This window comes from [Pantoea] beijingensis (genome assembly GCF_022647505.1).
GTDB lineage: Bacteria > Pseudomonadota > Gammaproteobacteria > Enterobacterales > Enterobacteriaceae > Erwinia > Erwinia beijingensis.
Window position 1 is genome coordinate 2,432,938 of the sequence record NZ_CP071409.1, and the last position, 25,475, is coordinate 2,458,412.

The following is a 25,475-nucleotide window of genomic DNA, read 5'->3' on the forward strand; positions in this document are numbered from 1 at the left end:
CAGAAAAGATCACCGCGTTCCTTGTCCTTCAAGCCATCCACGGACTACCCGTCCTCTTTTTCCCTCACGTACTCTCTGAAATCAACGGTTAGTGATTCACTCAATTCCCACGTTACGGCTACTCGTATTGTTGAGATTATATAATTTTTCATAATGATTAATAAGATAAAATTATATCTAAATCAACGTACACAAATATCCATAATGTTACCAATCGTTGAATTCCATCGCGGTAACTATAAATAACAGAATAGCGCTCAGGAGCCGTCTGATAAATTATGGTATACTTTTCCCGTTTTTTTATTCATGTGTGAGACGGGATTATATTTACACCACCTCACGGACATTACCTCACGCGAACAAAAAAACGGCAGACTCGCTAACGGTCGCCACCGCATTTGCCAGCCTCTTGGGTAAACCTGCTGGTACCTTGGGTACCGGCTTGCCCTTTTTCAGGCGATTTGCCGAAAGCAGCGTTGGCATAAACTATTTTACTCTTGTACCCTGGCCCAAAAGCACGGGTTTGCTTACACAGTTAATTAGCCGGCCTTCCAGGGCACACCGATATTGATAACTATCATCAAGGAGACAGCAATGAGCCAAATCGACTTTTCAACCTCACAAGAAACCCAGGCGCTAGCAGATGAGGTAGCCTGCCTGAAAGCGATGGTTACGCTGATGCTGAAGGGTATGGGGCAGGCCGATGCGGGAAAAGTGATCATCAATATGGAGCGTTTTATTGCTCAGCTTGAAGATCCACATCAGGCCGATGTATTTAGCAATACGATTAAGCAAATCAAGTTTGCCTACCGCCAGTAACATATCAAGTAAGCCCACGTTTTTTGTTTTGTTGCCATACTCACACGCTTTACGCAACCGAACGCTCCACTGGGCTTACTTATCAAATCAACTGTCCGCCGCGTTCCAGTTCACTGAAACGCCGAGAGAAGGCAGCACTTCCTCCGGACTAAAGCTACGTACTCCCTGAAATTTTTCAGCCAGCGTGTCCTGTTGAACCGGTATTTTTACCGCAAACAAATTATCCTCAGCCTGAAGCGATCCCGGAGCCAGCGGCTCAAAACGAACCTGATACTGCTCAAACATTTTCTCCAGCATCGGTGTCGTAGCCCCAACCACATACTGAATGCCCGAATGCGCGGCCAGCTGTAACACATGCCAGAGAATGGTTAACGGCAATTCACTGTCAACTTCCAGTCGCGCGGAAAACCGCGACATTTCCCATACGCTTTCGGTGTAGTGCGATGCTTCAGGCTCTCGCCATTGCATCAGCCGTGCACAACCACTGATTCCATGTCGCGCGCTCCAGGCAATGAGCCAGGTAACGTCGGAACGATCGTATCGATCATACTCCTGCCCCGGTGTTCTCAGCCGGGACGGAATGGACCACCCTTCCCCACGAGCAAATACGTTATAGCGATAGCTGCCCAATTCGGCCAACAAAGAGGATGGCATATCCTTGAGTTGAGTTTGGATAATTTTCATCAATGATCCCCTGTCGCATTCCCTCGTTTCAACCGCGCCCTCGCGGCGAGTGGGCTGTTACCCCGGGCGAAGGGTAGACAACCGTTTAGCAATACGAAACTACCAAATCTGGTAGTTGTAATACACGTCAGATTAATCCGACTGCAGCAGCGTAGCAGGCCAACTGTGTTTTGTTAGCAGCGTTGAACCTCTTTTGCATATTTTTTTGATGAAAATTCACGGTATGTTCGGAGATCGCCAGAATCAGTGATATTTCCATCGCGGTTTTCCCCTCTGCAGTCCATTTAATGATTTCCAATTCCCGATGGCTGAATTCGATATCGAGAACGGACATTGATACATCAGCAATCCGTTCCAGCGTCAGTAAATAAAGTTCTGTCAGGTACTGCAGTTTATGCTCAAACTCCGCCCTGAAAGCAATGCTTTTAAGCGGATTACGTGATGAGGCAGATAATATGCCAATGGCCCTGTTTTTCGCCAGCACCGAACAAGAAAAACCGGCCAGTAACCCGAACGCATTGGCTTGCTGCCTGAATGTTTCTTTACCGATGAACAGTTGATCGTTCCATTCAATTATTTTCCCGGGAAACTGGCAGATTTCGATAATCGGGTCAATCTCAATAAAGTTCTCTTTTCGATATAACTTCTGCCAGCGCAAGGGAAAAGTGGTGTAAATAGAGGTTTTAGGACGCGTAAAGGGGACGGGATGCCGGATAAGCATGGCAAAATAATCGAAACCCAATTGTTCAATCTGATATTGAATAAATTGTGTTAATTGACCCGAGCCGCTTACCTCTTCTGAAAGCAAAAGCACTTCATCTCGCCAGCAAAAGTAATTAGTGGACGTCATTGATGCCTCGCCGATACGTGAATACGCCTCGCGCCTTGTTTAACCTTTTGATTGTCATGACTGAAGTACGTATGAATGAAAAACCGGGAAATATTCCGCACTCGCAACAGAGGTAAAAAGATATCCTACTGCTGACTATCTGCGCTATGCGCATCGCGACTTCCGACAAATACTACGCTAAAAACGTACGTTCATTGTGCAGGATGATAAAGCCGAAGGGTGACGCTAAGCGCACTCTATCCCGGGCCAGAAAAAGAATAAGATTTTTCCTATAAATATTCAATGAATTTGACTTAATTTATTATTTTTATCTTCCAGGTGAGTTAAATTGCAGTACCCCTCCATGAGGGAAGATGATAATTACTTATAAAACAAAGCATTAAAGAATAAAGATCAGATTAAATAACTGCGTATTAGCGAAAGCAATAAATCGATAGACATCATGCGCTATCGGCATAGACCATAACCCCGCAGACCAAAATGAAAATGACTGGCATGTGCCGCATTATAATCGGGACCCAGTGAATTGCCAAAATAGCCGCAACTCTGTTGAAAAGTCTGATGCAACCAACGCGCTTTCCCTTCCGGCCGTTTCCAGTTGCGTTGCACGCCGATCTTTTCACCACTTTTAAACTGAAAATCTGTTACATCCCAGGCTTCGGCTGTTGCATGTTCGCTTAAACGCCCCTGCGCACGGTGATAGATATTGCGACAGGCATAACTTCCGACATGTTCAATACGCATCAGCGGCGAAAACGTCGTATTTTCTCCATTTTGTTTTGATAGCTGTAAAACAAACATTGCACTACGCACCGCCATTGGGCAACTGGCCAGAAAACTGCTGCTCAATTCAATTTTTCCAAAGCGCTGAATACGGACAGGATGTGAGAGTGGACAATTTCCCCGTATGGCTGGAGGAAGGCTGAAGGTAATCTGTCCGGCGCTACGCGCACGTTCAAGTACTGCCATACACAATGGCAAATTATTTGTCAGTTTTTTCAATTTATAACGCGTAATAAAAGTGGCAGGATCGGTGATCGATAAAGGTATGAAGGGATTATATTGTGAGGGCACATACCGTTTTACCCACGGTATTGTCGCTGTAAGACCTAACACAGCAATAAGCAGACCGATAAAAATTTTCACCTTAAGCGGTTTCCTCTGAGAGCGATATGTATCCCACCCTTTTAATTAATACGCGTTCGGTAACTGATAAAACGGCAGACTCATTGCCAGGGTGATAACCATCAACTGCATTATTATAGTGGTGTATCGTTCAGCGGATATTTTTTCACCATTACCGGACATCATTTCGTTTCTGCTGGTGGTTTTTCTCCCCCTACCGTTGATATTTCCCTGTCGATAGCAGCCATTTAGTCGATATTCCTCACGTATGTTAAAAAACAATTACCAAACAATAGTCCAGGTACACTATCTTATGCCAGGTTACCCCTGAGTAAGCCAGATTAAATAACAGCCAGCAGAGCTGACACAACATCACTGACAAGACAGGAACCGTTATGGTCGACCAATCAAAAGAAACAATTCTCAAGGACGCAGGGCCAGATAAGCTCCAGCGTAATTTGCATAATCGCCACATTCAGCTTATTGCCATCGGTGGCGCTATTGGTACCGGCCTGTTTATGGGGTCAGGTAAAACGATTAGTCTCGCTGGACCATCAATCATTTTCGTTTATATGATTATTGGTTTTATGCTGTTTTTCGTCATGCGCGCCATGGGAGAACTGCTGCTCTCCAACCTGGAATATAAATCCTTTAGCGATTTCGCCGCCGATCTGCTCGGCCCCTGGGCTGGCTATTTTACCGGTTGGACCTACTGGTTCTGCTGGGTAGTGACGGGGATCGCAGACGTGGTCGCGATTAGTTCCTACTTCCAGCTTTGGTTTCCTGATTTCTCGGTATGGATGAGCGCGCTGCTCTGCATCGCAGTATTTCTGGCACTGAATATTGCTACCGTTAAGCTGTTTGGCGAGATGGAATTTTGGTTTGCAATTATAAAAATCGTCGCCATTGTCGCGCTCATTGTCACCGGTATCGTGCTGGTTGCCATGCACTATCCTTCTCCCGGGGGCGGGAGTGCCTCACTGAGCAATATCTGGGATCATGGCGGTATGTTCCCTAAGGGTATCAGCGGCTTTTTTGCCGGTTTTCAGATCGCCGTATTTGCTTTTGTCGGCATAGAACTGGTGGGAACCGCAGCAGCCGAAACTCACGATCCGAAAACCGTACTGCCGCGCGCGATTAACGCCATTCCCATCCGCATCATCTTTTTTTATGTGTTGGCGTTGATCGTCATTATGGCGGTTACGCCGTGGAATCACGTTGTGGCTGACCGCAGTCCCTTCGTAGAAATGTTTGTATTAATTGGACTGCCTGCAGCGGCAAGTATCGTTAACTTCGTAGTACTCACCTCAGCGGCCTCATCGGCAAACAGCGGCATCTTCTCTACCAGTCGCATGCTATATGGTTTATCACAGCAAGGTGTTGCACACCGGAGTTTTGGTCGTTTATCTCGTCGCGCTGTTCCTACTACCGGGCTATTTTTTTCCTGCCTGTGCTTGCTAGGAGGGGTTGCACTGATCTATCTGATCCCGAATGTGATGACAGTATTTACCCTGGTAACAACCGTCTCAGCCATTCTGTTTATGTTCGTCTGGACCATTATTCTCTGCTCTTATCTGGCTTATCGTAAGAAGAGCCCTGAGTTACATCGAAACTCTACGTATAAAATGCCGCTGGGCAAATTTATGTGTTGGGCCTGTATGGCATTCTTTGTTTTTGTCATTGTACTACTGACTCTGGAAGAGGATACACGCCTGGCGCTAATGGTTACGCCTGTTTGGTTTATCATTTTGGCTATCGGCTGGTTCCTGCGTTGCAGAAAACAAGCCAACGCGTAATGGCAATGAGCCGGAGTATTCCGGCTCATTGACTACAACCGCTGCCACAGCATCCTGAATGACGCACCGATAGCAGGACGTTGCATTTCAATCCGCCGGGGTTTGATCTGCGTCTCAGACAGAAGATCGCGTCCAAGATCGAAGGTAAAAGTATAGTCAGGCTCCTCCCCCATGCGCAGATCCCGGATAAAAATCTGCCCGTTCTGCTGATACATTGAAAAAAATCCGTGACTAAACCAAGCCACCCGCGCGACATACCAGTTATTTTTCAATCGCTGATGCAGTGCTGCTCCTCGCGCGTGATACGTCAGTTGCAGTGGCCGTTGTGGAGAAAGCAACGAATAAAATCCTTCGGCATACCCTTCTGGCGTCATCACCACAACACGCCAGACCAGGGTATTGAAGGCGGTTGGTGTGACAAGGATATGATCAGCCTGATGCCTTAACTGCGCAATATGCATTTCTACTCGCTCAGTCACATAGCTTTGCGCCAGAATACTCCAACCGAGATAAAGCGTGCTTAGACACAGCCCCGCGCCATTCCACCTTAAGCCAATCAGCCCACGCTGACACAACGCAATCACAAGGCAAATCAGTAACGGCAAGGTATAAAAGGGGTCAACAATATAAATGCTGCCGATCGCGAAAGGATAGTCAGTAAACGGGATGCCAAGTTGGGTACCGTAAACCGTCATCAAATCCAACAGTGGATGTGTAATCAGTGCCAACCAAACAGCAAGCCACCAGCGAAGCCACTGTGCTTTTTGCCGACAAATAACGGCAATGAATCGACCTAACAGAGGCGAAATAATCGTTAGCCAGAACAACGTATGGCTTTCAGTACGGTGAAACGTCATATTACGGATCGCATCACCATGATCGATAAACACATCCAAATCCGGTAACGTGCCACAACATGCGCCAATCAGCGCCGATTGCCAGAGCGGGGCCTTACGTCCCATCGTCGATATACCAACCGACGCGCCCAAAACAAATTGCGTAATGGAATCCATAATTGCTCCATGAACCTGATTTTTTTAACGCTGGCGCTTACTGCACAGGCGAGGTAAAAAATTCATGCACCCATGTTTAACGGGTACGGATACCGTCAATCACCATACGCTGGATATTTTCTAACGTAGTTTCAAAAAAGTTTTCATCTGTGAGCGTCTGACCGGTGATGGCTTCTACCTGGGTCGAAAAATCCGCGTAGTGCTGTGTGGTCGCCCATAACATAAAAATGAAATGATGAGGCTGGACCGCTGCCAGACGCCCCTGGTTTATCCATTCTTCAATTACTGCGGCTTTCTCATCGACTAATGTTTTCAACTCTCCTTCCAGCTCGCCTTTTAAAAGTGGCGCCCCCTGAAGCATCTCCAGGCAAAACAGCCGGGAGGCCTGCGGGTAATCCCGTGAAACCTCCAGCTTTAGTCGAATATATTGACGTATCGCTTCCAGCGGTTGCAGAGCGCCTTGTAGCGCGCGTAGCGGCGCCAGCCAGACATCAAGGATATCTTTAAGCACCGCAACGTAGAGCCGCTCCTTTGAAGGGAAATAGTAAAGCAGATTGGTTTTAGAAACCTCTGCACGCTCAGCGACCTTATCAAGGCTCGTACCGTGCATACCAAACTGCGAAAAAAGGGCTAATGCCGCCTTTAATATCGCTTCACGTTTGGCCGTAACGGCCCGGGAACGCCGTGTAGGGTGTTTTTCCTGTGGCTTCACTCAGATTCCTTATCAGTCAGTTGCCGGGATAGAGTAACAAACGGATTGTCCTGCTGTTCAGGTGGCGCTTCTCTCACCTTATCTTTTTTAAATCGTAACTCGCTGATAATAACACCCAGTACAATCAGCCCTCCGCCCAGCAGCGCTATGCCCGGCAAACGTTCACCGGCAACCCGGCCAACAATACCTGCCCAAACGGGTTCCCCTGCGTAGATCACTGTCGCACGCGTAGGTGAGACGTGCCGTTGAGCCCAGTTCATGGTGACCTGAATGACGGCGCTAGCGCCTCCCAATCCCACCGCGCTAAAAAGCAGTGTTGCCGAGTATTCCGGTACCGATTCGCCATTTGGCAGCATCATGATGAATGCGCAAAGAGACGCGACGACCAGTTGTACAACCGTTACCCTTTTGACATCCACTTTTCCTGCACAGGCTCCGATGAGGATAATCTCGGCAGCAATAGCCAGCGTACTCACGAGAGTAGCGATTTCGCCCTGGTTAAATTTCAACGTACCACTTTCAGGCCCGGCCACCAGCAGTAGTCCCAGAAATGCCAGTACCACCCCAATACACGACATCAGCCCCGGCATTCTGCCGAGAAATAACCACTGCAGCAGCGGAACAAGCGGGACATACATCGCGGTAATAAATGCGGATTTGCTACTGGAGATAGTTTGCAGTCCGTATGTTTGCAGACCATAGCCACAGGCGATAGAGAAACCAATCAAGGCCCCGGCGATACACTCCGGCAACGTAAGTCCGCGCAGTGTTTTGCATGAGAATAACCCCAGCAATAATGCTGCTGAAGCAAAGCGCAACCCGACAAAGAAAAATGGACCGCTCACGGTCATTGCATGATGAACGACGAGAAACGTCCCGCCCCAAATCATCGTAATCAAGAGCAGAACACCTTCCTGCTTTTTAATAGCAAATTTGTATCGAGAGAGAAAAGCCAACATACCGCAACTCAGAGCGAAGATTTTGGGCGCTAGTGTGCGCGGGGGAATCACACAGGTCAATGGCTTGTGGCCAATCCACTTCAACCGCCGGGCCCGACCGGTGGTCAGGGAGGCATTTTTACGTTTACGCGATGCGCTGCTGCGAAAAATTACGCTTTACCGCTGCTGCGTCCTCCTTTTTCACCGGCTTTGGCCGCACGCTGCGGATCATTTTTAAAATTTCCGCCACTGTTTCTACCGCCCTTACGGCCTGCTTCTGATGCTCTTTCACGATTCTCAGCGAAATTACCAGATCCACCTCGATGCTCTGCCATTTCTTACCTCCGATAAGCGATCATTCTGTGTAACATGCCCGTAGCATGGGTAAACGCTCATTCATCGCGCATAAGTCTTTTTTAGCCTTAGCCCGTGCAGCCAGCAACGAATAAAGTTTAGCCAGGTATACGCTGGCATTGCCCACCATTTATATTTCGATACAAACAATAAACCAGTGAATACGCTATCAGCAGCAGTTTTGTCTTAACCCACTCTAAGCGTTATCAAAATCATTAACGAAAAAATTATGACATTTTCTTATCGCATTTTTGCTCCCGGCAAGCTGTTGCATATCTTCTATACTCAATTTCATGCTTCTCAAAACACAGTATTTACAGAGGGTGAACATGGCAAAACAATCGCAGCATTCGAGGCACTCTTCCCGGTCCCCTGTTTGCCAGGCTGATTACCTGTCGGACAGCGAGTCGCCACGTAAAGCAGAATGACAGGTATAACCTCACCCTTATTTTCTTCACCGGCATAACAGCGAGTCGCAGGTAAATCTATGGCAAAGATTTTAGTACTTTACTATTCGATGTACGGACATATAGAAACCATGGCTAACGCGGTGGCCGAGGGCGCGCGGCGGGTTAAAGGTGCAGATGTTACCGTTAAGCGCGTACCAGAAACGATGGATGCGGTGCGTTTTGCTCAAGTCGGCGGAAAAACGCAACAAACAGCACCGGAAGCCACGCCGGAAGAGTTACCGCAATACGATGCCATCATCTTTGGCACGCCAACGCGATTTGGCAACATGGCGGGGCAAATGCGGACCTTCCTCGACCGAACGGGAGGGCTTTGGGCATCGGGTGCGCTGTACGGCAAGCTGGCAAGCGTTTTTTGCTCTACGGGTACGGGTGGAGGCCAGGAACATACGATCTCATCGACCTGGACGACACTGGCTCACCACGGCATGGTTATTGTCCCTATCGGCTATGCGGCGAAAGAGATGTTTGACATATCGGAAGTCCGGGGCGGTACGCCCTATGGTGCAACAACTATAGCGGGTGGCGATGGTTCGCGTCAGCCCAGCGAAGACGAACTGAATATTGCTCGCTATCAGGGCGAATATGTCGCCGGACTGGCGAATAAACTCAACGGATAATTGCGTAAAGGAGACATTATGGCAACGCAACAATCGAAAGCACACCGTGTAGGAGAATGGGCCACCCTGCGTCATACCTCAACTGAGATTGCCGAGGCCATTTTTGAATTAGCCAGTTATGACGAAAAACTCGCCGAACAGATTTGGGAACAACAAGGCAGTGACGAGGTATTACTACGCGCCTTTGAGAAAACCGATAAAGACCTACTGACTTGGGACGGTAAATCCGTTGAACGAAAAAACGTTTGAACGCTAAGTTTACCGTTTCTCCCGTTCCCCCTGTTTTAGCCAGTATTCTGGCAAATAACCAAGGAGTGTTTTTATGCCTTCATATCAGACAATCAATCCCGCAAATAACAAACTCATTAAAACCTGGCCAGATCACGATAAACATTATGTTGCTAAAGCACTGGATACCGCTTCAATGCTTTATCAATCCGCATGGAGTAAAGGCGATATTCAGCCCCGTCTCCAGGTACTAAAAAGTCTGGCGGACATTATCGATGGGCGTGTCGATGAGCTGGCGAAAATTGCCAGTGTCGAGATGGGAAAATTAATCGATCAGAGCCGAAGTGAAGTTAAGCTATGTGCACAAATTGCACGTTATTACGCGGAAAACGCCGAACGTTTTCTTCAGCCAACGCGTTACCCATCAGATTTGGGGGAGGCATGGGTTGAACATCATCCTATTGGCGTACTGGTTGCCGTAGAACCATGGAATTTCCCTTTTTACCAGTTGATGCGCGTATTGGCGCCAAACCTTGCGGCAGGCAACCCGGTGCTGGCAAAACATGCGGGGATTGTTCCGCACTGCGCCAGTACCTTTGAACAACTGGTGCTTGAAGCCGGTGCGCCTGAAGGTGCCTGGACTAATTTGTTTATTTCCAGCGAGCAGGTTGCCGAACTTATTGCAGACGATCGCATCCAGGGCGTAGCACTTACCGGTTCAGAAAAAGCCGGCAGTGCCGTCGCATCCCAGGCAGCTAAATATCTGAAGAAATCCACTCTTGAACTCGGTGGAAATGATGTTTTTGTCGTACTTGATGATTGCAATCTGGATGATGCGGTTAAGCAGGGGGCAGCAGCGCGATTGAACAACGCCGGACAGGTATGTACCGCTGCCAAACGTTTTATTGTGCATGAAAAAATCGCCAACCGCTTTCTTGAAAAATTTACCGCGGCATTTGATGCAGTAAAAATTGGCGACCCGCTGGATGCATCCACCACATTAGGTCCACTCTCCTCTGCCAGTGCGCGCGATGGACTGGCCGAACAGGTTAAAGCAGCGATTAAGCACGGTGCTACGCTGCATTTTGGTGGCAACCCCGTCGCTGGCGAAGGCTGCTTCTTCCAACCTACAATTCTGACCGGTATTTCCCGTGATAATCCAGCGTATTTTGAAGAGTTCTTTGGGCCTGTTGCGCAAGTTTATGTGGTTAAAGATGATGATGAAGTGGTGAAACTGGCCAATGATTCTCATTATGGCTTAGGTGGAGCAATCTTTACCGGCAATATTGAACGCGGTAAGCAACTTGCCTCACGCATTGAAACCGGCATGGTATATATCAATTCACTGACCGATACCGCAGCGGAATTGCCCTTCGGTGGCATTAAGCGTTCAGGTTATGGTCGTGAACTTTCTGACCTCGGTATTAAAGAATTCGTTAACCAAAAGCTGGTCGTTGTCGCGGCATCGTGACTCCTGCAAGCTTAAGTAAAAAGGCCGACATGATGTCGGCCTTTTTATGCATGGCATATCCAATAAGTTATGCCGCTTTATTCCCATTCTCTGGAGTGGGTTGTGCTTGTTCTTCGGCTGGTTTAGCAGGCTCTGCCTGAGCCGCTTTGTCCTGCTGCGTACTACTTGCCGCCGCTTTATCTTTGGCCGCCTGATCTGCAGCAGCTTTATCCGCGACCACCTTCTCCTCAGCCGCTTTCGCCTGCGCGGCTTTATCCGCTGCGGCTTTATCAGCGGCCGCTTTTTCTGCCGCAGCTTTTTCAGCAGCGGCCTTATCAGCGGCCTCGTTGGCATCATTATTTTCAGATGGAGCAGCAGCCGGCATCGCCTGTTGCGGTGGCGTGCCTTGTACAGCCGTATTCAGTACCTGAGAAAATTGATCCCATGAGCAATAACCATTCGCATCAGTCTGGCAACCGTTCATCTGTAACGTCACACGTTTTGCCGGATTTTTGAGCGACAGGGGTTCGGTATTACGGATTTGCTCCGTGCTCTGGTAAACATACTCAACTTTTACCAGGTCTTTATTATTTTTCGCATCGTGCCAACGTTCAAACACGATCTGCCCACCGATTGGCGTTCTTTCGTTTTGCTCCGGTAGCGTATAAGGTTTGAAATCCAGTGCGGTCAGTAACGACCCAATATTAGAATCATGCCCCACCATCAGTATCACTTTAGGTGCATTCGCTTTGTCCTGGTCAACCAGTTGGCTACGAATGTAGTCCACCAGCGGTGCGGCAACATTACGCGCCACTTCTGTAGAGGTAAATAACGCATCCTGATAACCATTTTTGATCGCAGACAACTCTTTCCACTGCTCAGGCGTTTTGATTTGTCCCCAGGCAACTTGCTCCAGTGGCATACCTTCATAATATTGCAACATGAAAGCATCAACCAGCGAGTTCCCTACTTTTAAGGGGCCTGAAACACCGGGTTCTTCACCACTATTTGCTGAAAATTTATTCTGATTATCACTGCTCAATGTGCACTGCTTTTGATCTTTGCAAGCCGGTGCGTTTTTATAATCGATAATTCTGTCCAGACGCTGGAAAGCGGGCTTCAGGCTCAATTTTTCGCCTTCTGCATTCATCGCAGCCAGCGCCTTTTTGTTGAAGTCTTCACTGCCGTTAGTGATTACCGGATTAAAAATCGGATCCATCGCCCCCATTTCATCCTGATGTGTCACCGCAATATCACAGCCAGGAAAAGCGCCAGTAACAAAGAACTGCGCGGTAGCGACAGTACGCTGTATGCTATTTGCATAAGCAAAAACATCATCGGACGCCGGACATTCTCCGCTTTTGACCACGCCCTGCTGCGCCAGCCATTCGCGAGTATAATGGCCCATATAGGCCTCAAGCACCCCACCTTTAGTCGTGAGTTGCCCTCCTGGTACTTCCCATGTAGGCCAGGCCTTTTTAGTCGACTGCTGCAACACGCTGCCATTATCGGCCAGCGGTGCACGCAAATTGTGACGGCTCATGATTAATACTTGCTGCAACTGCAAATCGCCATCAGCGGCCAGAGCAGAAAAACCCACGGGTAAAGCTGCGAGTACGGATAACGCGCAGAGGGTGTACTTTTTGATCATTGTGTGTATTCCATTGATTCAGATGATGAATATCCCAGCGATCGATTTCACTGCCAGGCCGTAGTCCTGTGACTGCATAGGCATTGGAACATCTTAACCCTGCTCCGTTACATAAACGCCAGGTATGTGCAGTGGAGATCAGTGTTAGCAATATAGCAGACTCTTACCCCTGCGGTTTAGTGGCTTTAGTTGTTTGAAAGCAACCTGATAGTCTTTCAGACTCAATGAAGAGGACTATGTTCCCCATTTCCTTGTCGAATGGGAAAATAAGCGGCCAGGAGGCAGATGGAGTTGATGATTCCAGAGGTAAGGCAAGCATAATGAGACAAGCAGGAAACAGGCTGCGGAGGCAGACAGGAAAATCAAAAAGCAAAACGGGCTAGCCTAAGCTAACCCGTTGAATTTGATGGCGGAGGAGCAGAGATTCGAACTCTGGAACGGTTTCCCGTCGCCGGTTTTCAAGACCGGTGCCTTCAGCCACTCGGCCACCCCTCCGCAATGACGCGCACTATACAAGATCTTTATCGCGCTGCCAACTTTTTTTTTGATATAGTTTGTTGATTTTATGAGCATTGTTGGCACAAAGTTAAATAATTAGCGTTGCATCAAGATATTACAAAGAATAAAACCTGCCAAACGTGACGTCGATAAACAACGGGGAAAAGGTAGAAGGAAAAAAAACGGGCTAGCCTAAGCTAACCCGTTGAATTTGATGGCGGAGGAGCAGAGATTCGAACTCTGGAACGGTTTCCCGTCGCCGGTTTTCAAGACCGGTGCCTTCAGCCACTCGGCCACCCCTCCGCAATGACGCGCACTATAAACATCCCTGTCAGCGATGTAAAGGCCGTGCTGATTCATTCGGATGAAAAACAGTCAAAACATTTTCATTTGCCGTTATTCTCACCATGTCGTTTATATATTCCACAAAAAACAGGCGCATTGGCAACACGCTACGGCACGCCAACCCGAAACGGACACTCCAGCGCTATCCTCAGCCAGTTACCAGGTAAAGAAGGGTAAAACGCCTTTCAGCAATACTTCTGACTCTCTATGCTCCGGATATAGTCGTGACCCGATAAGAGGCGCTTTATGGATCGTATTGTTTCGTCTACACGCGAAAGTTCACTCATCAGTACCAACAAAGTTTTACGTAATACCTACTTCCTTCTCGGAATGACGCTGAGTTTCTCTGCGTTAACGGCCACCGTCAGCACAGTATTAGCATTACCCGCACCGGGACTTATCCTGATGCTGGTCGGATTTTATGGCCTGATGTTTCTGACACATAAACTGGCCAATAGCCCGACGGGTATTCTTGCCGCTTTTGCTTTTACCGGTTTCCTCGGCTACTGCCTGGGCCCAATTCTTAACAGCTTTTTATCAGCAGGCATGGGCGATGTCATTGGACTGGCCCTTGGTGGTACCGCATTGGTGTTCTTTTGTTGCTCAGCATATGTGCTCACCACCCGCAAAGACATGTCATTTCTTGGCGGCATGATGATGGCAGGCTTTGTGGTTCTGCTGGTTGCCGTTGTGGCGAATCTGTTTCTGCAAATTCCTGCACTACATATGGCCATCAGCGCCCTGTTTATTCTGTTCTCTGCCGGCGCTATTTTGTGGGAAACCAGTAACATTATTCATGGCGGCGAAACTAACTATATTCGTGCAACCGTCAGCCTGTATGTCTCCCTCTACAATATTTTTGTGAGCCTGCTGAGTATTCTCGGGTTTGCACGTAATAATTAACCGCAAGGGCGTATTTGCATAAAGTACGCACTGTCTTGGTTGTTACGGTTCTTATTGATAAAGCTCCGCAACTTTGCGGAGCTTTATTTTGTCGGCAAAAACAACGCAACCTTACTATGCCAAAATTCCTGCCTTCGAACGTTTAGCCGGTCCGGTATGCGTAACACCGCTGTCGTTTACCCCACGGTCGGTATAAAATGCAGTGCGTATACGGATTAACGGGGTAAAAGCGTGTTATTTGAAGGTAAAGAGATTGAGCGTGATGCTCAGGGTTATTTGAAGAATATTGATGACTGGAGCGATAAACTTGCATTGCTACTAGCCGCTGAAGAAGCGATTGAACTAAGCGAACCCCACTGGGAAGTCGTGCACTTCGTGCGGGCATTTTATTTGGAATTTAACACCTCGCCTGCCGTACGCATGCTGGTCAAAGCCATGGCGCAAAAATTTGGTCAGGAAAAGGGTAATAGCCGCTATTTATTCCGCCTGTTTCCTGAAGGTCCTGCGAAACAGGCAACAAAAATTGCTGGCCTGCCAAAGCCGGTAAAATGTCTGTAAGGCTAGCCGGTTGTAAAGTCGTGCGGTTCTTCTTCCTGTGAATGCCAGGGTTCGGTCAACATCTTATCCACTCTGGCACTATGCGGCCCGCCTGCGTTTAACCACGCAACCAATTCATTTATCTGTGCGGTATCACCGCAGGCCAGCACTTCTACGCTGCCATCGTCAAGATTTCGCGCATATCCTCTTAGTGACAATGCCCGCGCTTTCACTTGCGTGCTGTAACGAAAACCCACACCCTGAACGCGCCCGTACACCCATATTTTTAAACCTTTACTGCTTTTTTCTTGAGTCATACCCCCTCCCGTTGACTATGAATACTGATGGGATACCCATCAGTATAGAGGCTCACCGCCCACAGGCTAAGAAATGACAGTACGATATTATGCTAATTGCAATTTGCTCTTGGGCACCCGACAATGGCGCCAAACTTTCTATTGAATAAGTACCATAAAACATGAGCGCTCGATTAATTCTCGCTAAGGGACGCGAAAAGTCCCTGCTCCGTCGCCACCCATGGATCTTTTCCGGAGCAGTCGTGCGCCTGGAAGGTAAAGCACAAAGCGGTGAAACCATTGATGTATGTGACAGCCAGGGCAAGTGGCTGGCACGTGCGGCCTGGTCACCGCAATCACAGATTCGCGCTCGCGTCTGGAGCTGGAATCAGGATGAAGCTATCGACATTGCTTTTTTTGTTCGTCGCCTGCAGTCTGCTCAGCATCTCCGTGACTGGCTCGCAGAACGTGACAATCTCGACAGTTATCGTCTGATCGCCGGCGAATCCGACGGTTTGCCCGGCATCACTATCGATCGCTTTGGCAATTTTCTGGTATTACAACTCCTTTCCGCTGGCGCAGAATACCAACGTGCCCCGCTGATTGCCGCATTAACACAATGCTATCCTCAGTGCGCAATCTACGATCGTTCTGATGTGTCCGTACGTAAAAAAGAAGGGCTGGAGTTGACCCAGGGCGTTGTGCTCGGTGAGCTCCCGCCTGAGCACCTGCCGATTACCGAACACGGTATGAAGCTGCTGGTAGATATACAGACCGGTCATAAAACCGGTTACTACCTCGATCAGCGCGATAGTCGTTTTGCTACCCGCCGCTATGCAAAAGACCGGCGCGTATTGAACTGCTTCTCTTATACGGGGGGGTTTGCTGTTTCTGCTTTGATCGGTGGCTGTACAGAAGTCGTCAGTGTTGATACATCACAAGCCGCACTGGATGTTGCACGTCAAAATATTGAGTTGAACGGGTTAGATGTCAACAAAGCAACATTCCTGCGCGATGACGTCTTCAAGCTGCTGCGCACCTATCGCGATAGCGGAGAGAAATTCGATCTGATCGTAATGGACCCCCCTAAATTTGTCGAAAATAAGAATCAACTGGCAGGTGCGTGCCGCGGATATAAAGACATCAATATGTTGGCGATGCAGTTGCTGAACCCTGGTGGAATGCTGCTCACGTTTTCCTGTTCAGGGCTTATGGCAACTGATTTATTTCAAAAAATTATCGCTGATGCCGCATTAGATGCCCACCGTGATGTACAGTTTATAGAACAGTTCCGTCAGGCCGCTGACCATCCGGTCATTGCAACCTATCCGGAAGGTATGTACCTGAAAGGCTTTGCCTGTCGCGTGCTGTGACTTGAAAATGCTGAAATCGCCCCCATTCTGAAAAAAGAGCAACGTTTTTCAGGAGGTCGCGATGATTGCCAGTAAATTTGGTATCGGTCAACAGGTCCGGCATAAGCTGCTGGGCTTTCTGGGGGTGGTCGTGGATGTCGACCCGGAATATTCGCTGGATGAACCCGCAGTTAATGAAGTGGCGGAAAGTGAAACGCTTCGTACCGCGCCCTGGTACCACGTGGTGATGGAAGACGATGATGGCACAGCGGTTCATACCTACCTTGCTGAAGCACAACTGGCGTGGGAAATGCAGGGGGAGCATCCTGAACAACCTTCGCTTGATGATTTGGCTGCGTCTATTCGTAAGCAATTGCAGGCTCCCCGTCTACGCCTCTGATAAGACCCCGCGAAGCGGGGTTTTTTTATTTACCGACACGCTTAAGACTCAGATGCCGGACTCACGCTTTGCGTGCCGCCATTCTTACCGTTGCCGCGATCATATAATTTTATTTTTTTTCCAACCCCAGTCTGGGGATCTCGATTTTAGGACAACGATCCATAATTACGGTCAACCCTGACTCTCCAGCCAGTACCGCGGCCTGCTCATTAATTACACCCAACTGGAGCCAGAGTATGTTGGCGCCTATCGCAATCGCTTCCTGCGCAACGCCATAAGCCGCTTCAGGATTGCGGAAAACATCAACCATATCCACCGGGTATGGGATCGCTGCCAGCGTGTCATAGACCTTCTGTCCCTGTAACGTCTGTCCGGATAATTTAGGGCTAACCGGCGTTACGTTATATCCCTGTGCCAGTAGATAAGCCATGACACCGTAGCTTGGCCGAGTGGGATCATCACTTGCGCCTACCAGCGCAATCGTTTTTGTTTTCTGCAAAACCTCTGCAATTTTTGTATCGTTCATATCCTTCTCCGCTTATGTTGCCTGCCACAATTTTAGGCGATCTGCCACTTGATGAAGGAACTGATTTGCTTCATTTTACTTTCTAGCTTCATAGCACGAATAAATATGTTTAAATGTTAATAAGCTGCCATAATGTAAGAATTTGATACATACGCCGCATTATATACCCAAAATAATTCGCGTTGCTGGGCGACAGCAAGCATTGGCCCGGAGTGAGCGCCGAAGGCGCATAATCCACGGGAACTTCCTCAGGTCAGGTAAGTGACCGGGTGACTGAATATAGCCGGGAGTACAATGATATAGTTGTCTTTCGCGCCATGGAGTGATGATGAAACTGCATTTGGTCCTGTCGGGTTTACTTGCCCTGTTGGTTGCTGCTTCCTGCCAGGCAACCACGCTTAAGCTGGCACCTGAAATCGACCTGTTAGTGCTTGATGGGCGAAAAATATCTGGTTCTCTGTTAAGAGGGGCGGAAGGTTTGGAGTTGGAACGCGGTGAGCACCAACTCCTTTTCCGTGTAGAAAAAACGCTGCATCAACCTCCACATAGCGTGGAGAAACTTTACGTCTCTGTTCCACTCATCGTCACCTTTGACACACAGGTGAAATCCGTCTCGATTCAGTTACCGCCACTGAATAACCTGCGCGATGGTAAGATATTTAATAAAGCCCCAACCTTTCATTTAGTCGATGAAAGTAATAACGTGCTCGCCACCAAACGCGATCGCCTGATGCTTGCTCCCGATGTGGATGTGGAACAGGCAATGGTTGCCTATAACCGCGATCAGAAAGTCGCTTCTGTTCCTCGCTTTGCTGTCCCGCAATCGATTACACATGTTCAGCGATTCTTCCCGACAGATATAGCGTCAAATGCCTCTTCCGCAGAGCGTTTGCTACAGCTTTGGTATCATCAGGTTGATACGGCAACTCGCCAACGTCTGATTTTATGGATGAAGGCGCTGCGGGCATGTTGATGTTGACCATTTGGCAGCCGTAAACTCAATGACGCGGATAACTACCTTGTCTTTACGTTCATTACTCTATGCAAAATCAGGATGGCTTAATGGAGCAGACCCAGCGGACACTTCCGGCATTAAAACATATTGCGTTAGTTGCACACGATCACTGTAAAACCTCGCTATTGCAATGGGTTGACGCACACAAGCATGCGCTTGAGCCTCATGAACTTTATGCCACCGGCACCACCGGCAATTTGATTCAGCGTGAAACAGGATTAGAGGTGAACGCCATGCTCAGCGGACCGATGGGGGGCGACCAGCAGGTCGGTGCTCTTATTTCTGAAGGAAAGATCGATCTGCTGATCTTCTTTTGGGATCCTCTGAACGCCGTTCCGCACGACCCCGATGTCAAAGCCCTACTGCGTCTGGCTACCGTATGGAATATTCCGGTGGCTACCAACCGCTCTACCGCGGACTTCATTATCCACTCTCCACTATTTGCCCATGAAGTAGATATCCAGATCCCTGATTATCCGCGTTATCTACAGCAGCGCCTCAACGCTTAATTTAGGCGCTCGCCTGGCTGGGAAACAGCGAATGATGGGCCATGATGGCCCACCTTGTTACCTACCCCACATTCTCTGGTTTTATTCATCTCAAAACTTTTATTTTTTATGGCTTACGTAGTATCGGTACGCCCAGGCGTTTGAATTGTTCCACAAATACCGAAGGCTGCTGGCGATCAAACAATAACCAGACCTGCTGCTTTGCCCGGGTTATCGCCACATAAGCGAGTCGCCGTTCTTCCGCATCGGGAAAATCTTCCGGTTGCGGGAGTAATCCCTCTTCCATCACCGATTCTCGTACTGCCGCAGGGAAACCATCTTTACCCTCCTGCAATCCGAGAATAATCACAAAATCAGCCTGTTGCCCTTTACTGGCATGTATCGTCATAAAATCAATCGTGAGTTTTGGCCAGCGTGTTTTGGCCCTGTCCAGTATTTCCGGGCGCAAATAATGGTAACGCGCCAGAAGCAGTACGCGTTCCTCCGTCAAAGCATAGCCGCTGATTTTATTTAACAATGCGTCCAGTTGATCGTTTGGAAGTAGAGAAATCGCTTTTTTATTGCCTTTTGTCAGGCTGTTGAGTGGCTTGCGCAGCTGATGTGGATTTTCCTGAATAAAGGTGTTCGCGATCTCACCAATACGCTGATTAAAACGATATGTGGTATCCAACACGCAGCGTTCACCCTCACCAAAATGGTGATGGAAATCGGTAGTCAGGGCCATTTCCGCACCGCTAAATCGGTAGATTGCCTGCCAGTCATCACCAACGGCAAACAGTGTCGTCTGTTTATTTTGCTTACGTAATGCTGCGAGCAAAGCAGCTCTTTGCGGTGAGATATCCTGAAATTCGTCGACCAGAATATGTTTCCAGGGACTGATAAAACGACCTTTCTCCAGAATATTCACCGCCTGATGAATCAGCCCGGAAAAATCGACAGCCCCCTCTTCTTTCAGTGTCGTCTTCCAGGCCTTCAGAAGCGGTGCCATTAATTTCACTCGCTTCGAAAACAACTCACGAACGGATTCTGGTGCTGAATCAATCATCGCCGCCTGTGCTCCGCCATGCATTCGCATCAATCCCAGCCAATGTTCCAGCCGACCGGCTACTCGCTGCGCAAGCTTATCATTTTTCCAGAACTGTTCTTCTTCCACTTCCCAACCCAACTCATCCTGCAACCAGTGGCGCCAGCCACTAGCCTGTGCTTTTTTCTCACTACATTGTTGCCGCCAGTGAGTAATCAGCATACTACGCCGGTGCTTGCTGTCGGTTTCAAGCTTACTAATCGCCGGGGATTTATTACTGCCATGCTGGATAATATGTAATGCCAACGCATGAAAAGTTCTGGCCTGAATCCCCTCAGTGCTGAGACGAGATTGGATCCGATCATTCATCTCTTCTGCTGCCCGGCGTCCGAATGCCAGCAGCAAGATTTGCTCCGGAACCGCCTGCTTACGCATTAACAACCACCCGACACGCGCCACCAATACCGACGTTTTGCCGCTCCCTGCTCCTGCAAGCACCAGCAATGCATCCTCACCGTTAACCACTGAGCGTGCCTGAGAGATATTCAGTGGCGAGGTTTCAACACGACTGAAAAAATCCGCATACTGTTTCAGCATCCGGGCACTCCATTCGTCGTTACGCCTTGCCATCAGCGATTCACCCTCGTTAAGCCAGTTCAAGCAGGTATGCCAGGCTTCACGGCAATGGTCAAATTCGTCAAGACGCTCTACCGGTAGCGGCAAAGCGTCAAACGCACGATTAATCGTGCGCCGAAGTTCGCTAAGCTCACTACGCCGCAACCACTTATCCTGCTGCTCAACGTTCTCAAGTGTGTCGATGACCTCCTGCAGCACCTGCGCGCTAACGTCGCTCATCTCGTCACTCCATGCCTGCCACACTTTGGTCAAATAATGGTAAAAGCGCTGCGTTTCACTCCATTCAGTGCCGTGTAAACGCACCACTTTGCCCTCTGGCAGGCTAAACTCCAGCTCCCCCCAAACCAGCCCACGCTTACATTCAATGGAGAGCAGTTGATTGAACGGGATCAGATACTCGTGTTTTTCACCACTGACCTCGACGCCCGCCGTTAGCAGTCGCACCTTGTTATAGGGATGTTGTGCCAGATGTTTACCCAGCGACGTTGATTTAAGTTCCATTCGGCTCGACCCTGGCTGCACGTTTATTATTCGTTAGGTAGTTTACCGGTCAGGAGTTTACCGCTCCACCGTTAAAACACGTTACAATCAACGAATTGTCTGATTGCCGCTTTCGCTCACTTATTTAAGGGAAGGATGTCGTTTATGCGTACCGTACTTAATATTCTCAACTTTGTTCTCGGCGGCTTTTTTACTACGCTCTCCTGGCTTCTGGCTACGCTGGTCAGCATTATCCTGATTTTTACATTGCCGCTTACGCGCTCCTGCTGGGAGATTACGAAGCTATCACTGCTCCCGTTTGGCAATGAAGCGATACACGTTGATGATCTTAACCCGCAAGGCAAAAATGTGCTGATGAATACGGGGGGAACTCTGCTTAATATTTTGTGGTTTATCTTCTTCGGCTGGTGGCTGTGTATTTCCCATATAATGATTGGTGTCGCACAGTGCATCACCCTAATTGGCATTCCGGTTGGTATTGCAAACTTTAAAATTGCAGCCATCGCACTGTGGCCCGTCGGTCGCCGTGTTGTATCCGTCGAAGAAGCCAGAGTCGCTCGTGAAGCAAACGCACGTCGCCGTTTCAATTAAAAGAGCCTCTAAGCATGTTTGCCATTAATCCGTCCCTGCGCCGATACGTATTTAATAGCACCTGCCTTTATAATGTACGTATTTTTCTGGCGCTGGCCGGAACCGTTGGCGTTCCCTGGTGGCTTCAACAGGTGACATGGACTATTCCACTCACCCTCGGGGTTGTTGCCGCAGCACTCACCGATCTTGATGACCGTCTTAGCGGGCGATTGCGCAATCTGATTATTACGCTGATCAGTTTTTGTATTGCGTCAGTGTCTATTGAACGTCTTTTCCCCTATCCCTGGCTATTTATTGTTGGATTAGCCGTATCAACTTGGGGATTTATCCTGCTTGGCGCATTAGGGCAGCGCTACGCCACCATTGCGTTTGGTGCGCTACTGATCGCCATTTATACTATGTTAGGCATCGGGCTTTTTCCGCAGTGGTATTTACAGCCGGCACTGCTGCTGATCGGGGCCATCTGGTATAACCTGCTTACGCTCACCGGCCATCTGCTGTTTCCGATACGTCCATTACAGGAAAATTTAGCCCGCAGTTTTGAACAGTTGGCACATTACCTTGAGGCAAAAGCCAACCTTTTCGATCCGGACATAGAGGAAGATGAAGATGCACCGTTAATTGACGTTGCAATGGCTAATAGTCAGTTGGTGGCTGTTTTAAACCAAACCAAAAATTCCATCCAGTCACGGTTGCGTGGCGATCGAGGCCAACGGGGCACCCGACGCGCACTCCATTATTACTTTGTTGCCCAGGATATTCACGAACGAGCGAGCTCGTCACACGTTCAATATCACCTGTTACGCAGAGCCTACCGCTACAATGAAATTTTGTTTCGCTTCCAGCGGCTACTCAATATGCAGGCAAAAGCCTGTAACCAGTTGGCTCGATCAATATTAAGACGCGAGACTTATCAGCATGATGCTCGTTTTGAACGCGCCTTCGCTCATCTGCAAATGGCGCTGGAGCGTCTGCCTGTCAATGCCGAGGGGGCAGGCGATATAAAAGCAATGCACTACCTGCTTAATAATTTAAAAGCTATTGATGCACAGCTGGCGACCATTGAATCAGAACAGGCACTGGCGCATGAACATATTAATAGCGAAAACAGCCTCTCAAGCGAAGGCCTTACCGGCTGGAGCGACATCAAGCTGCGTATCAGCCGCCACTTAACGCCGGAGTCAGCCCTCTTTCGTCATGCAGTAAGAATGTCGTTAGTGCTGTGTGTGGGGTACGCTTTTATTCAATTGGCAGATTTACAACGGGGTTACTGGATCCTGTTAACCAGTCTTTTCGTTTGCCAGCCTAATTACAATGCCACCCGGCGGCGCCTGGCACTTCGCATTGCGGGCACACTGGCAGGAATCGTGTTGGGCTTACCCATCTTATGGCTGGTTCCCTCCGTTGACGGCCAGCTTATTCTTATCGTACTCAGTGGCGTTCTTTTCTTTGCCTTTCGCAATATACGCTATGCACATGCAACCATGTATATCACACTGCTGGTTCTGCTTTGTTTTAACTTGCTTGGTGAAGGATTTGAAGTCGCTATTCCGCGTATTCTGGATACTCTTCTGGGGTGTGGACTTGCCTGGTTTGCCGTCAGCTTTATCTGGCCAGATTGGCAATTCCGTCGCTTGCCTGCTGTAGCCGAACGCACACTTAGCGCTAACTGCCGCTACCTTGATGCCATTCTGGTTCAATACCATCAGGGCAAAGACAACCGATTAGATTATCGTATTGCCCGTCGTGATGCCCATAACGGAAATGCCGAATTAGCGTCAGTGGTATCGAATATGTCGACAGAAACAAGAGGCGATCCGGCACGGCTGGACGCCGCATTTCGTCTGCTTTGCCTGAATCACTCTTTTCTGAGTTATATCTCCGCACTGGGGGCGCATCGGGAAAAAATCACACGTTCTGAAATGTTGGCATTACTCGATGACGCCGTTTGTTATGCTGATGATGTACTGCAAGTGGATGATGTCACCGACCAACAGGCTGAACATATGCTTGATACGCTGACCCAGCGCATGGCTAAGCTTGAGCCTAGCCATGACACCACTGAATCATTGATTTTGCAGCAACTGGGCTTGCTGATCGCACTTTTACCCGAAATCTCGCAATTAAAGAAACAGATCGTACATTCATTCTAATTCTGAATGTTCTCTCTTTCCTGCCCCGTTGTTTGCGTGATTAAACCAGTCTCGCAGTTCTTCCTGGATTGCGACGGGAAGCGCTGCGCGGTGGTATCCTGAGATCGCCCCCTCCAGAGCAAAGAGCGTGTTGATACCGATGTTTTTATTGACCGCTTTCAGCTTTAGCCAACTACGCCTCGCGCCCGTTTCCCGCAACATTTTCACGCTGCAGATTCCCACCTGACGTAATAGCATCTCAAGCCGCACGCACATATTGGGCAGGTCTTTGACTCGGAGGTTTAGGCGTCGGGTTTTCCCTTCCCGCTGAGCATGCTTCAGCGCCCCCTGCGACAGTAATAGTAATTTTTCCGGCTGCTGCCAGAGCGCTTCATTCACATGGTAATACGCCAGTGATATCGGCATGCCACGTTTATTAAAAATCAGCGGAGCCATGCTTCCCTCAATGATATAGGGTTGGATTTGCTCACACGCGCGCAGATAAAGTTCACCTTCGGCTATCACAGCAAAAACAACTTTATTCACCGCGAGGCTATACCCCCCAAACTGCGTGCGCGCATCAATTTTACCCAGCGAAGCCAGACTGCGTATAGATTGTTCTACCCTCTGTTTCGAGTTTTGCATCTCTCTCTCCTTGAACAGAAAACACTCCATAAAACACTTTATTTACAATCAATTAGAAAGTATGCAATTCACGTAACCTGTTCAATCAATAAATGCTTTAGGGATCTTTTACATTCTCAATCTGCGATCTGTTTTCCGAAAATGAGGTTGATCTTTGCGCACAACCCATATACTGTACATTCATACAGTGTCATCGTGAGATATAAATTATGCGCACTCATTTCCTGAAAAGTTACTCTCCACGTAGTGGTATCGGCCTTCCTTCCACCCAGCCCTCTCTACACACATCGGCAAGCGGTTGGGTGAGCGAACTTAGCTACAGAGAAGATCAACCGGGCATGACGCAAATGCTCCTGTTACCACTGCTTCAGCAGTTAGGTATGCAGTCTCGCTGGCAGTTGTGGTTAACACCCCCACAGAAGATTAGTCGTCGCTGGTTAGAAACATCAGGCTTACCACTTGATAAAGTGATGCAGCTTCCGCAAATGGGTCAAATCAGCACTGTTGAGGCGATGATTAAAGCTCTGCAAACAGGAAACTATAGTGTCGTGTTAGGCTGGATACCGCACGATATGAATTCAGAAGATCGACGCAGGTTGGATGAAGCTGCTGCTATGGGCCAGGCTTTAGGCCTGATCATGCGCCCACAATTTTGCCTTTCGCCCTCTGCCGGACCAGAAAGTGGGATAAAAATTCACTCTACTTTGTATCATTAAGTAAAAATAAGATTTATCTCAGGATTCTCTACCGTGACTCTTGCCTTGGTTCGCTTATTCTACTCTGGCGCGGCTTAGCAATGAATTTGCCGCCCGGAAAGCGATTTTTCAATGAACAGAAACGCCCGGTAAATGTTAGCAA

26 protein-coding genes and 2 tRNA genes are annotated in these 25,475 nt (G+C 48.6%); 14 read left to right on the forward strand and 14 right to left on the reverse strand.

Annotated elements, in window-relative coordinates:
- Positions 1-594 precede the first annotated feature (594 nt).
- Positions 595-819 (forward strand): DUF2594 family protein, encoded by a 225-nt coding sequence (locus J1C60_RS11030; protein WP_128177566.1) that lies wholly within the window; start codon positions 595-597, stop codon positions 817-819.
- Between the two features lie 87 nt (positions 820-906).
- Here the strand turns inward: J1C60_RS11030 and J1C60_RS11035 are convergent, their stop codons facing one another.
- The 3 genes from J1C60_RS11035 to J1C60_RS11045 all read right to left on the reverse strand — a co-directional run bounded on the left by J1C60_RS11035 (position 907) and on the right by J1C60_RS11045 (position 3,499).
- A complete protein-coding gene (locus J1C60_RS11035) occupies positions 907-1,503 on the reverse strand; it encodes an acyl-homoserine-lactone synthase (protein WP_128177568.1) in 597 nt (198 codons plus the stop codon).
- A 127-nt stretch (positions 1,504-1,630) separates the two neighbouring features.
- Positions 1,631-2,353 (reverse strand): autoinducer binding domain-containing protein, encoded by a 723-nt coding sequence (sdiA, locus tag J1C60_RS11040; RefSeq protein WP_128177569.1) that lies wholly within the window; start codon positions 2,351-2,353, stop codon positions 1,631-1,633.
- 447 nt (positions 2,354-2,800) lie between these two features.
- Positions 2,801-3,499, reverse strand: a complete 699-nt coding sequence (locus tag J1C60_RS11045; protein ID WP_128177571.1) for an extensin-like domain-containing protein — start codon at positions 3,497-3,499, stop codon at positions 2,801-2,803.
- Between the two features lie 374 nt (positions 3,500-3,873).
- Here J1C60_RS11045 and cycA point away from each other — a divergent pair, with 374 nt between their 5' ends.
- Positions 3,874-5,274, forward strand: coding sequence for a D-serine/D-alanine/glycine transporter (gene cycA / locus J1C60_RS11050; RefSeq protein ID WP_128177573.1), 1,401 nt, complete (start codon positions 3,874-3,876; stop codon positions 5,272-5,274).
- Positions 5,275-5,306: 32 nt separating this feature from the next.
- Here cycA and J1C60_RS11055 read toward each other — a convergent pair whose 3' ends face one another.
- The 4 genes from J1C60_RS11055 to J1C60_RS11070 all read right to left on the reverse strand — a co-directional run bounded on the left by J1C60_RS11055 (position 5,307) and on the right by J1C60_RS11070 (position 8,272).
- Positions 5,307-6,287, reverse strand: a complete 981-nt coding sequence (locus J1C60_RS11055) for a metal-dependent hydrolase (protein ID WP_128177575.1) — start codon at positions 6,285-6,287, stop codon at positions 5,307-5,309.
- 76 nt (positions 6,288-6,363) lie between these two features.
- Positions 6,364-6,999 (reverse strand): HTH-type transcriptional regulator RutR, encoded by a 636-nt coding sequence (rutR, locus tag J1C60_RS11060; protein ID WP_128177577.1) that lies wholly within the window; start codon positions 6,997-6,999, stop codon positions 6,364-6,366.
- The gene (locus J1C60_RS11065; protein WP_128177579.1) at positions 6,996-7,958 is read right to left on the reverse strand and encodes a DMT family transporter; all 963 of its coding nucleotides are present in this window, start codon (positions 7,956-7,958) and stop codon (positions 6,996-6,998) included. Before J1C60_RS11065 ends, rutR begins: the two co-directional genes overlap by 4 nt.
- Before the next feature lie 149 nt (positions 7,959-8,107).
- Complete coding sequence (locus J1C60_RS11070; RefSeq protein ID WP_128177580.1) at positions 8,108-8,272, reverse strand: con-10 family general stress protein; 165 nt, start codon at positions 8,270-8,272, stop codon at positions 8,108-8,110.
- 506 nt (positions 8,273-8,778) lie between these two features.
- On the opposite strand from J1C60_RS11070, the gene wrbA reads away from it, so the two are divergent.
- The 3 genes from wrbA to J1C60_RS11085 all read left to right on the forward strand — a co-directional run bounded on the left by wrbA (position 8,779) and on the right by J1C60_RS11085 (position 11,077).
- Positions 8,779-9,378 (forward strand): NAD(P)H:quinone oxidoreductase, encoded by a 600-nt coding sequence (gene wrbA / locus J1C60_RS11075; RefSeq protein WP_128177582.1) that lies wholly within the window; start codon positions 8,779-8,781, stop codon positions 9,376-9,378.
- An 18-nt stretch (positions 9,379-9,396) separates the two neighbouring features.
- Positions 9,397-9,627, forward strand: coding sequence for a YccJ family protein (locus J1C60_RS11080; protein ID WP_128177584.1), 231 nt, complete (start codon positions 9,397-9,399; stop codon positions 9,625-9,627).
- A 73-nt stretch (positions 9,628-9,700) separates the two neighbouring features.
- Entirely contained in the window at positions 9,701-11,077 is a 1,377-nt protein-coding gene (locus J1C60_RS11085; RefSeq protein WP_128177586.1) for an NAD-dependent succinate-semialdehyde dehydrogenase, read from the forward strand.
- Positions 11,078-11,144: 67 nt separating this feature from the next.
- Here J1C60_RS11085 and agp read toward each other — a convergent pair whose 3' ends face one another.
- The 3 genes from agp to J1C60_RS11100 all read right to left on the reverse strand — a co-directional run bounded on the left by agp (position 11,145) and on the right by J1C60_RS11100 (position 13,508).
- Complete coding sequence (gene agp / locus J1C60_RS11090; protein ID WP_182611429.1) at positions 11,145-12,707, reverse strand: bifunctional glucose-1-phosphatase/inositol phosphatase; 1,563 nt, start codon at positions 12,705-12,707, stop codon at positions 11,145-11,147.
- A 407-nt stretch (positions 12,708-13,114) separates the two neighbouring features.
- Positions 13,115-13,202: transfer RNA gene (locus J1C60_RS11095), tRNA-Ser, on the reverse strand.
- Positions 13,203-13,420: 218 nt separating this feature from the next.
- Positions 13,421-13,508, reverse strand: a tRNA-Ser gene (locus tag J1C60_RS11100).
- Between the two features lie 288 nt (positions 13,509-13,796).
- Here J1C60_RS11100 and yccA point away from each other — a divergent pair.
- Together yccA and tusE are read left to right on the forward strand one after the other, a co-directional pair.
- Positions 13,797-14,453 carry an FtsH protease modulator YccA gene (gene yccA, locus J1C60_RS11105; RefSeq protein WP_128177590.1) on the forward strand — a complete coding sequence of 219 codons (657 nt, stop codon included), beginning with the start codon at positions 13,797-13,799 and terminating at the stop codon, positions 14,451-14,453.
- 231 nt (positions 14,454-14,684) lie between these two features.
- On the forward strand, positions 14,685-15,011 hold the full coding sequence (gene tusE, locus J1C60_RS11110) for a sulfurtransferase TusE (protein WP_128177591.1): 327 nt from the start codon (positions 14,685-14,687) through the stop codon (positions 15,009-15,011).
- Between the two features lie 2 nt (positions 15,012-15,013).
- Here the strand turns inward: tusE and yccX are convergent, their stop codons facing one another.
- Positions 15,014-15,307, reverse strand: a complete 294-nt coding sequence (gene yccX, locus J1C60_RS11115; RefSeq protein ID WP_128177593.1) for an acylphosphatase — start codon at positions 15,305-15,307, stop codon at positions 15,014-15,016.
- 161 nt (positions 15,308-15,468) lie between these two features.
- On the opposite strand from yccX, the gene rlmI reads away from it, so the two are divergent.
- Together rlmI and hspQ are read left to right on the forward strand one after the other, a co-directional pair.
- Positions 15,469-16,659, forward strand: a complete 1,191-nt coding sequence (gene rlmI, locus J1C60_RS11120) for a 23S rRNA (cytosine(1962)-C(5))-methyltransferase RlmI (protein WP_128177595.1) — start codon at positions 15,469-15,471, stop codon at positions 16,657-16,659.
- 61 nt (positions 16,660-16,720) lie between these two features.
- Positions 16,721-17,038 carry a heat shock protein HspQ gene (gene hspQ, locus J1C60_RS11125; protein WP_128177597.1) on the forward strand — a complete coding sequence of 106 codons (318 nt, stop codon included), beginning with the start codon at positions 16,721-16,723 and terminating at the stop codon, positions 17,036-17,038.
- A gap of 109 nt (positions 17,039-17,147) precedes the next feature.
- On the opposite strand, the gene J1C60_RS11130 is transcribed toward hspQ, so the two are convergent.
- Positions 17,148-17,564, reverse strand: coding sequence for a CoA-binding protein (locus tag J1C60_RS11130; RefSeq protein ID WP_128177598.1), 417 nt, complete (start codon positions 17,562-17,564; stop codon positions 17,148-17,150).
- A gap of 328 nt (positions 17,565-17,892) precedes the next feature.
- Here J1C60_RS11130 and J1C60_RS11135 point away from each other — a divergent pair, with 328 nt between their 5' ends.
- Positions 17,893-18,537 (forward strand): DUF2057 family protein, encoded by a 645-nt coding sequence (locus tag J1C60_RS11135; protein WP_128177987.1) that lies wholly within the window; start codon positions 17,893-17,895, stop codon positions 18,535-18,537.
- An 89-nt stretch (positions 18,538-18,626) separates the two neighbouring features.
- Entirely contained in the window at positions 18,627-19,088 is a 462-nt protein-coding gene (locus J1C60_RS11140) for a methylglyoxal synthase (RefSeq protein WP_128177600.1), read from the forward strand.
- Positions 19,089-19,194: 106 nt separating this feature from the next.
- Here the strand turns inward: J1C60_RS11140 and helD are convergent, their stop codons facing one another.
- Entirely contained in the window at positions 19,195-21,249 is a 2,055-nt protein-coding gene (helD, locus tag J1C60_RS11145) for a DNA helicase IV (RefSeq protein WP_128177601.1), read from the reverse strand.
- A gap of 144 nt (positions 21,250-21,393) precedes the next feature.
- Here helD and J1C60_RS11150 point away from each other — a divergent pair, with 144 nt between their 5' ends.
- The gene (locus tag J1C60_RS11150) at positions 21,394-21,840 is read left to right on the forward strand and encodes a YccF domain-containing protein (protein WP_128177603.1); all 447 of its coding nucleotides are present in this window, start codon (positions 21,394-21,396) and stop codon (positions 21,838-21,840) included.
- Positions 21,841-21,854: 14 nt separating this feature from the next.
- The gene (gene yccS, locus J1C60_RS11155; protein ID WP_128177605.1) at positions 21,855-23,993 is read left to right on the forward strand and encodes a YccS family putative transporter; all 2,139 of its coding nucleotides are present in this window, start codon (positions 21,855-21,857) and stop codon (positions 23,991-23,993) included.
- On the opposite strand, the gene J1C60_RS11160 is transcribed toward yccS, so the two are convergent.
- Positions 23,985-24,617, reverse strand: a complete 633-nt coding sequence (locus J1C60_RS11160; protein ID WP_128177607.1) for a TfoX/Sxy family DNA transformation protein — start codon at positions 24,615-24,617, stop codon at positions 23,985-23,987. The genes yccS and J1C60_RS11160 overlap by 9 nt on opposite strands.
- Positions 24,618-24,826: 209 nt before the next feature.
- Between J1C60_RS11160 and sulA the strand changes: the two genes are divergently transcribed.
- A complete protein-coding gene (sulA, locus tag J1C60_RS11165; RefSeq protein WP_128177609.1) occupies positions 24,827-25,333 on the forward strand; it encodes an SOS-induced cell division inhibitor SulA in 507 nt (168 codons plus the stop codon).
- The last annotated feature ends 142 nt before the right edge of the window (positions 25,334-25,475 follow it).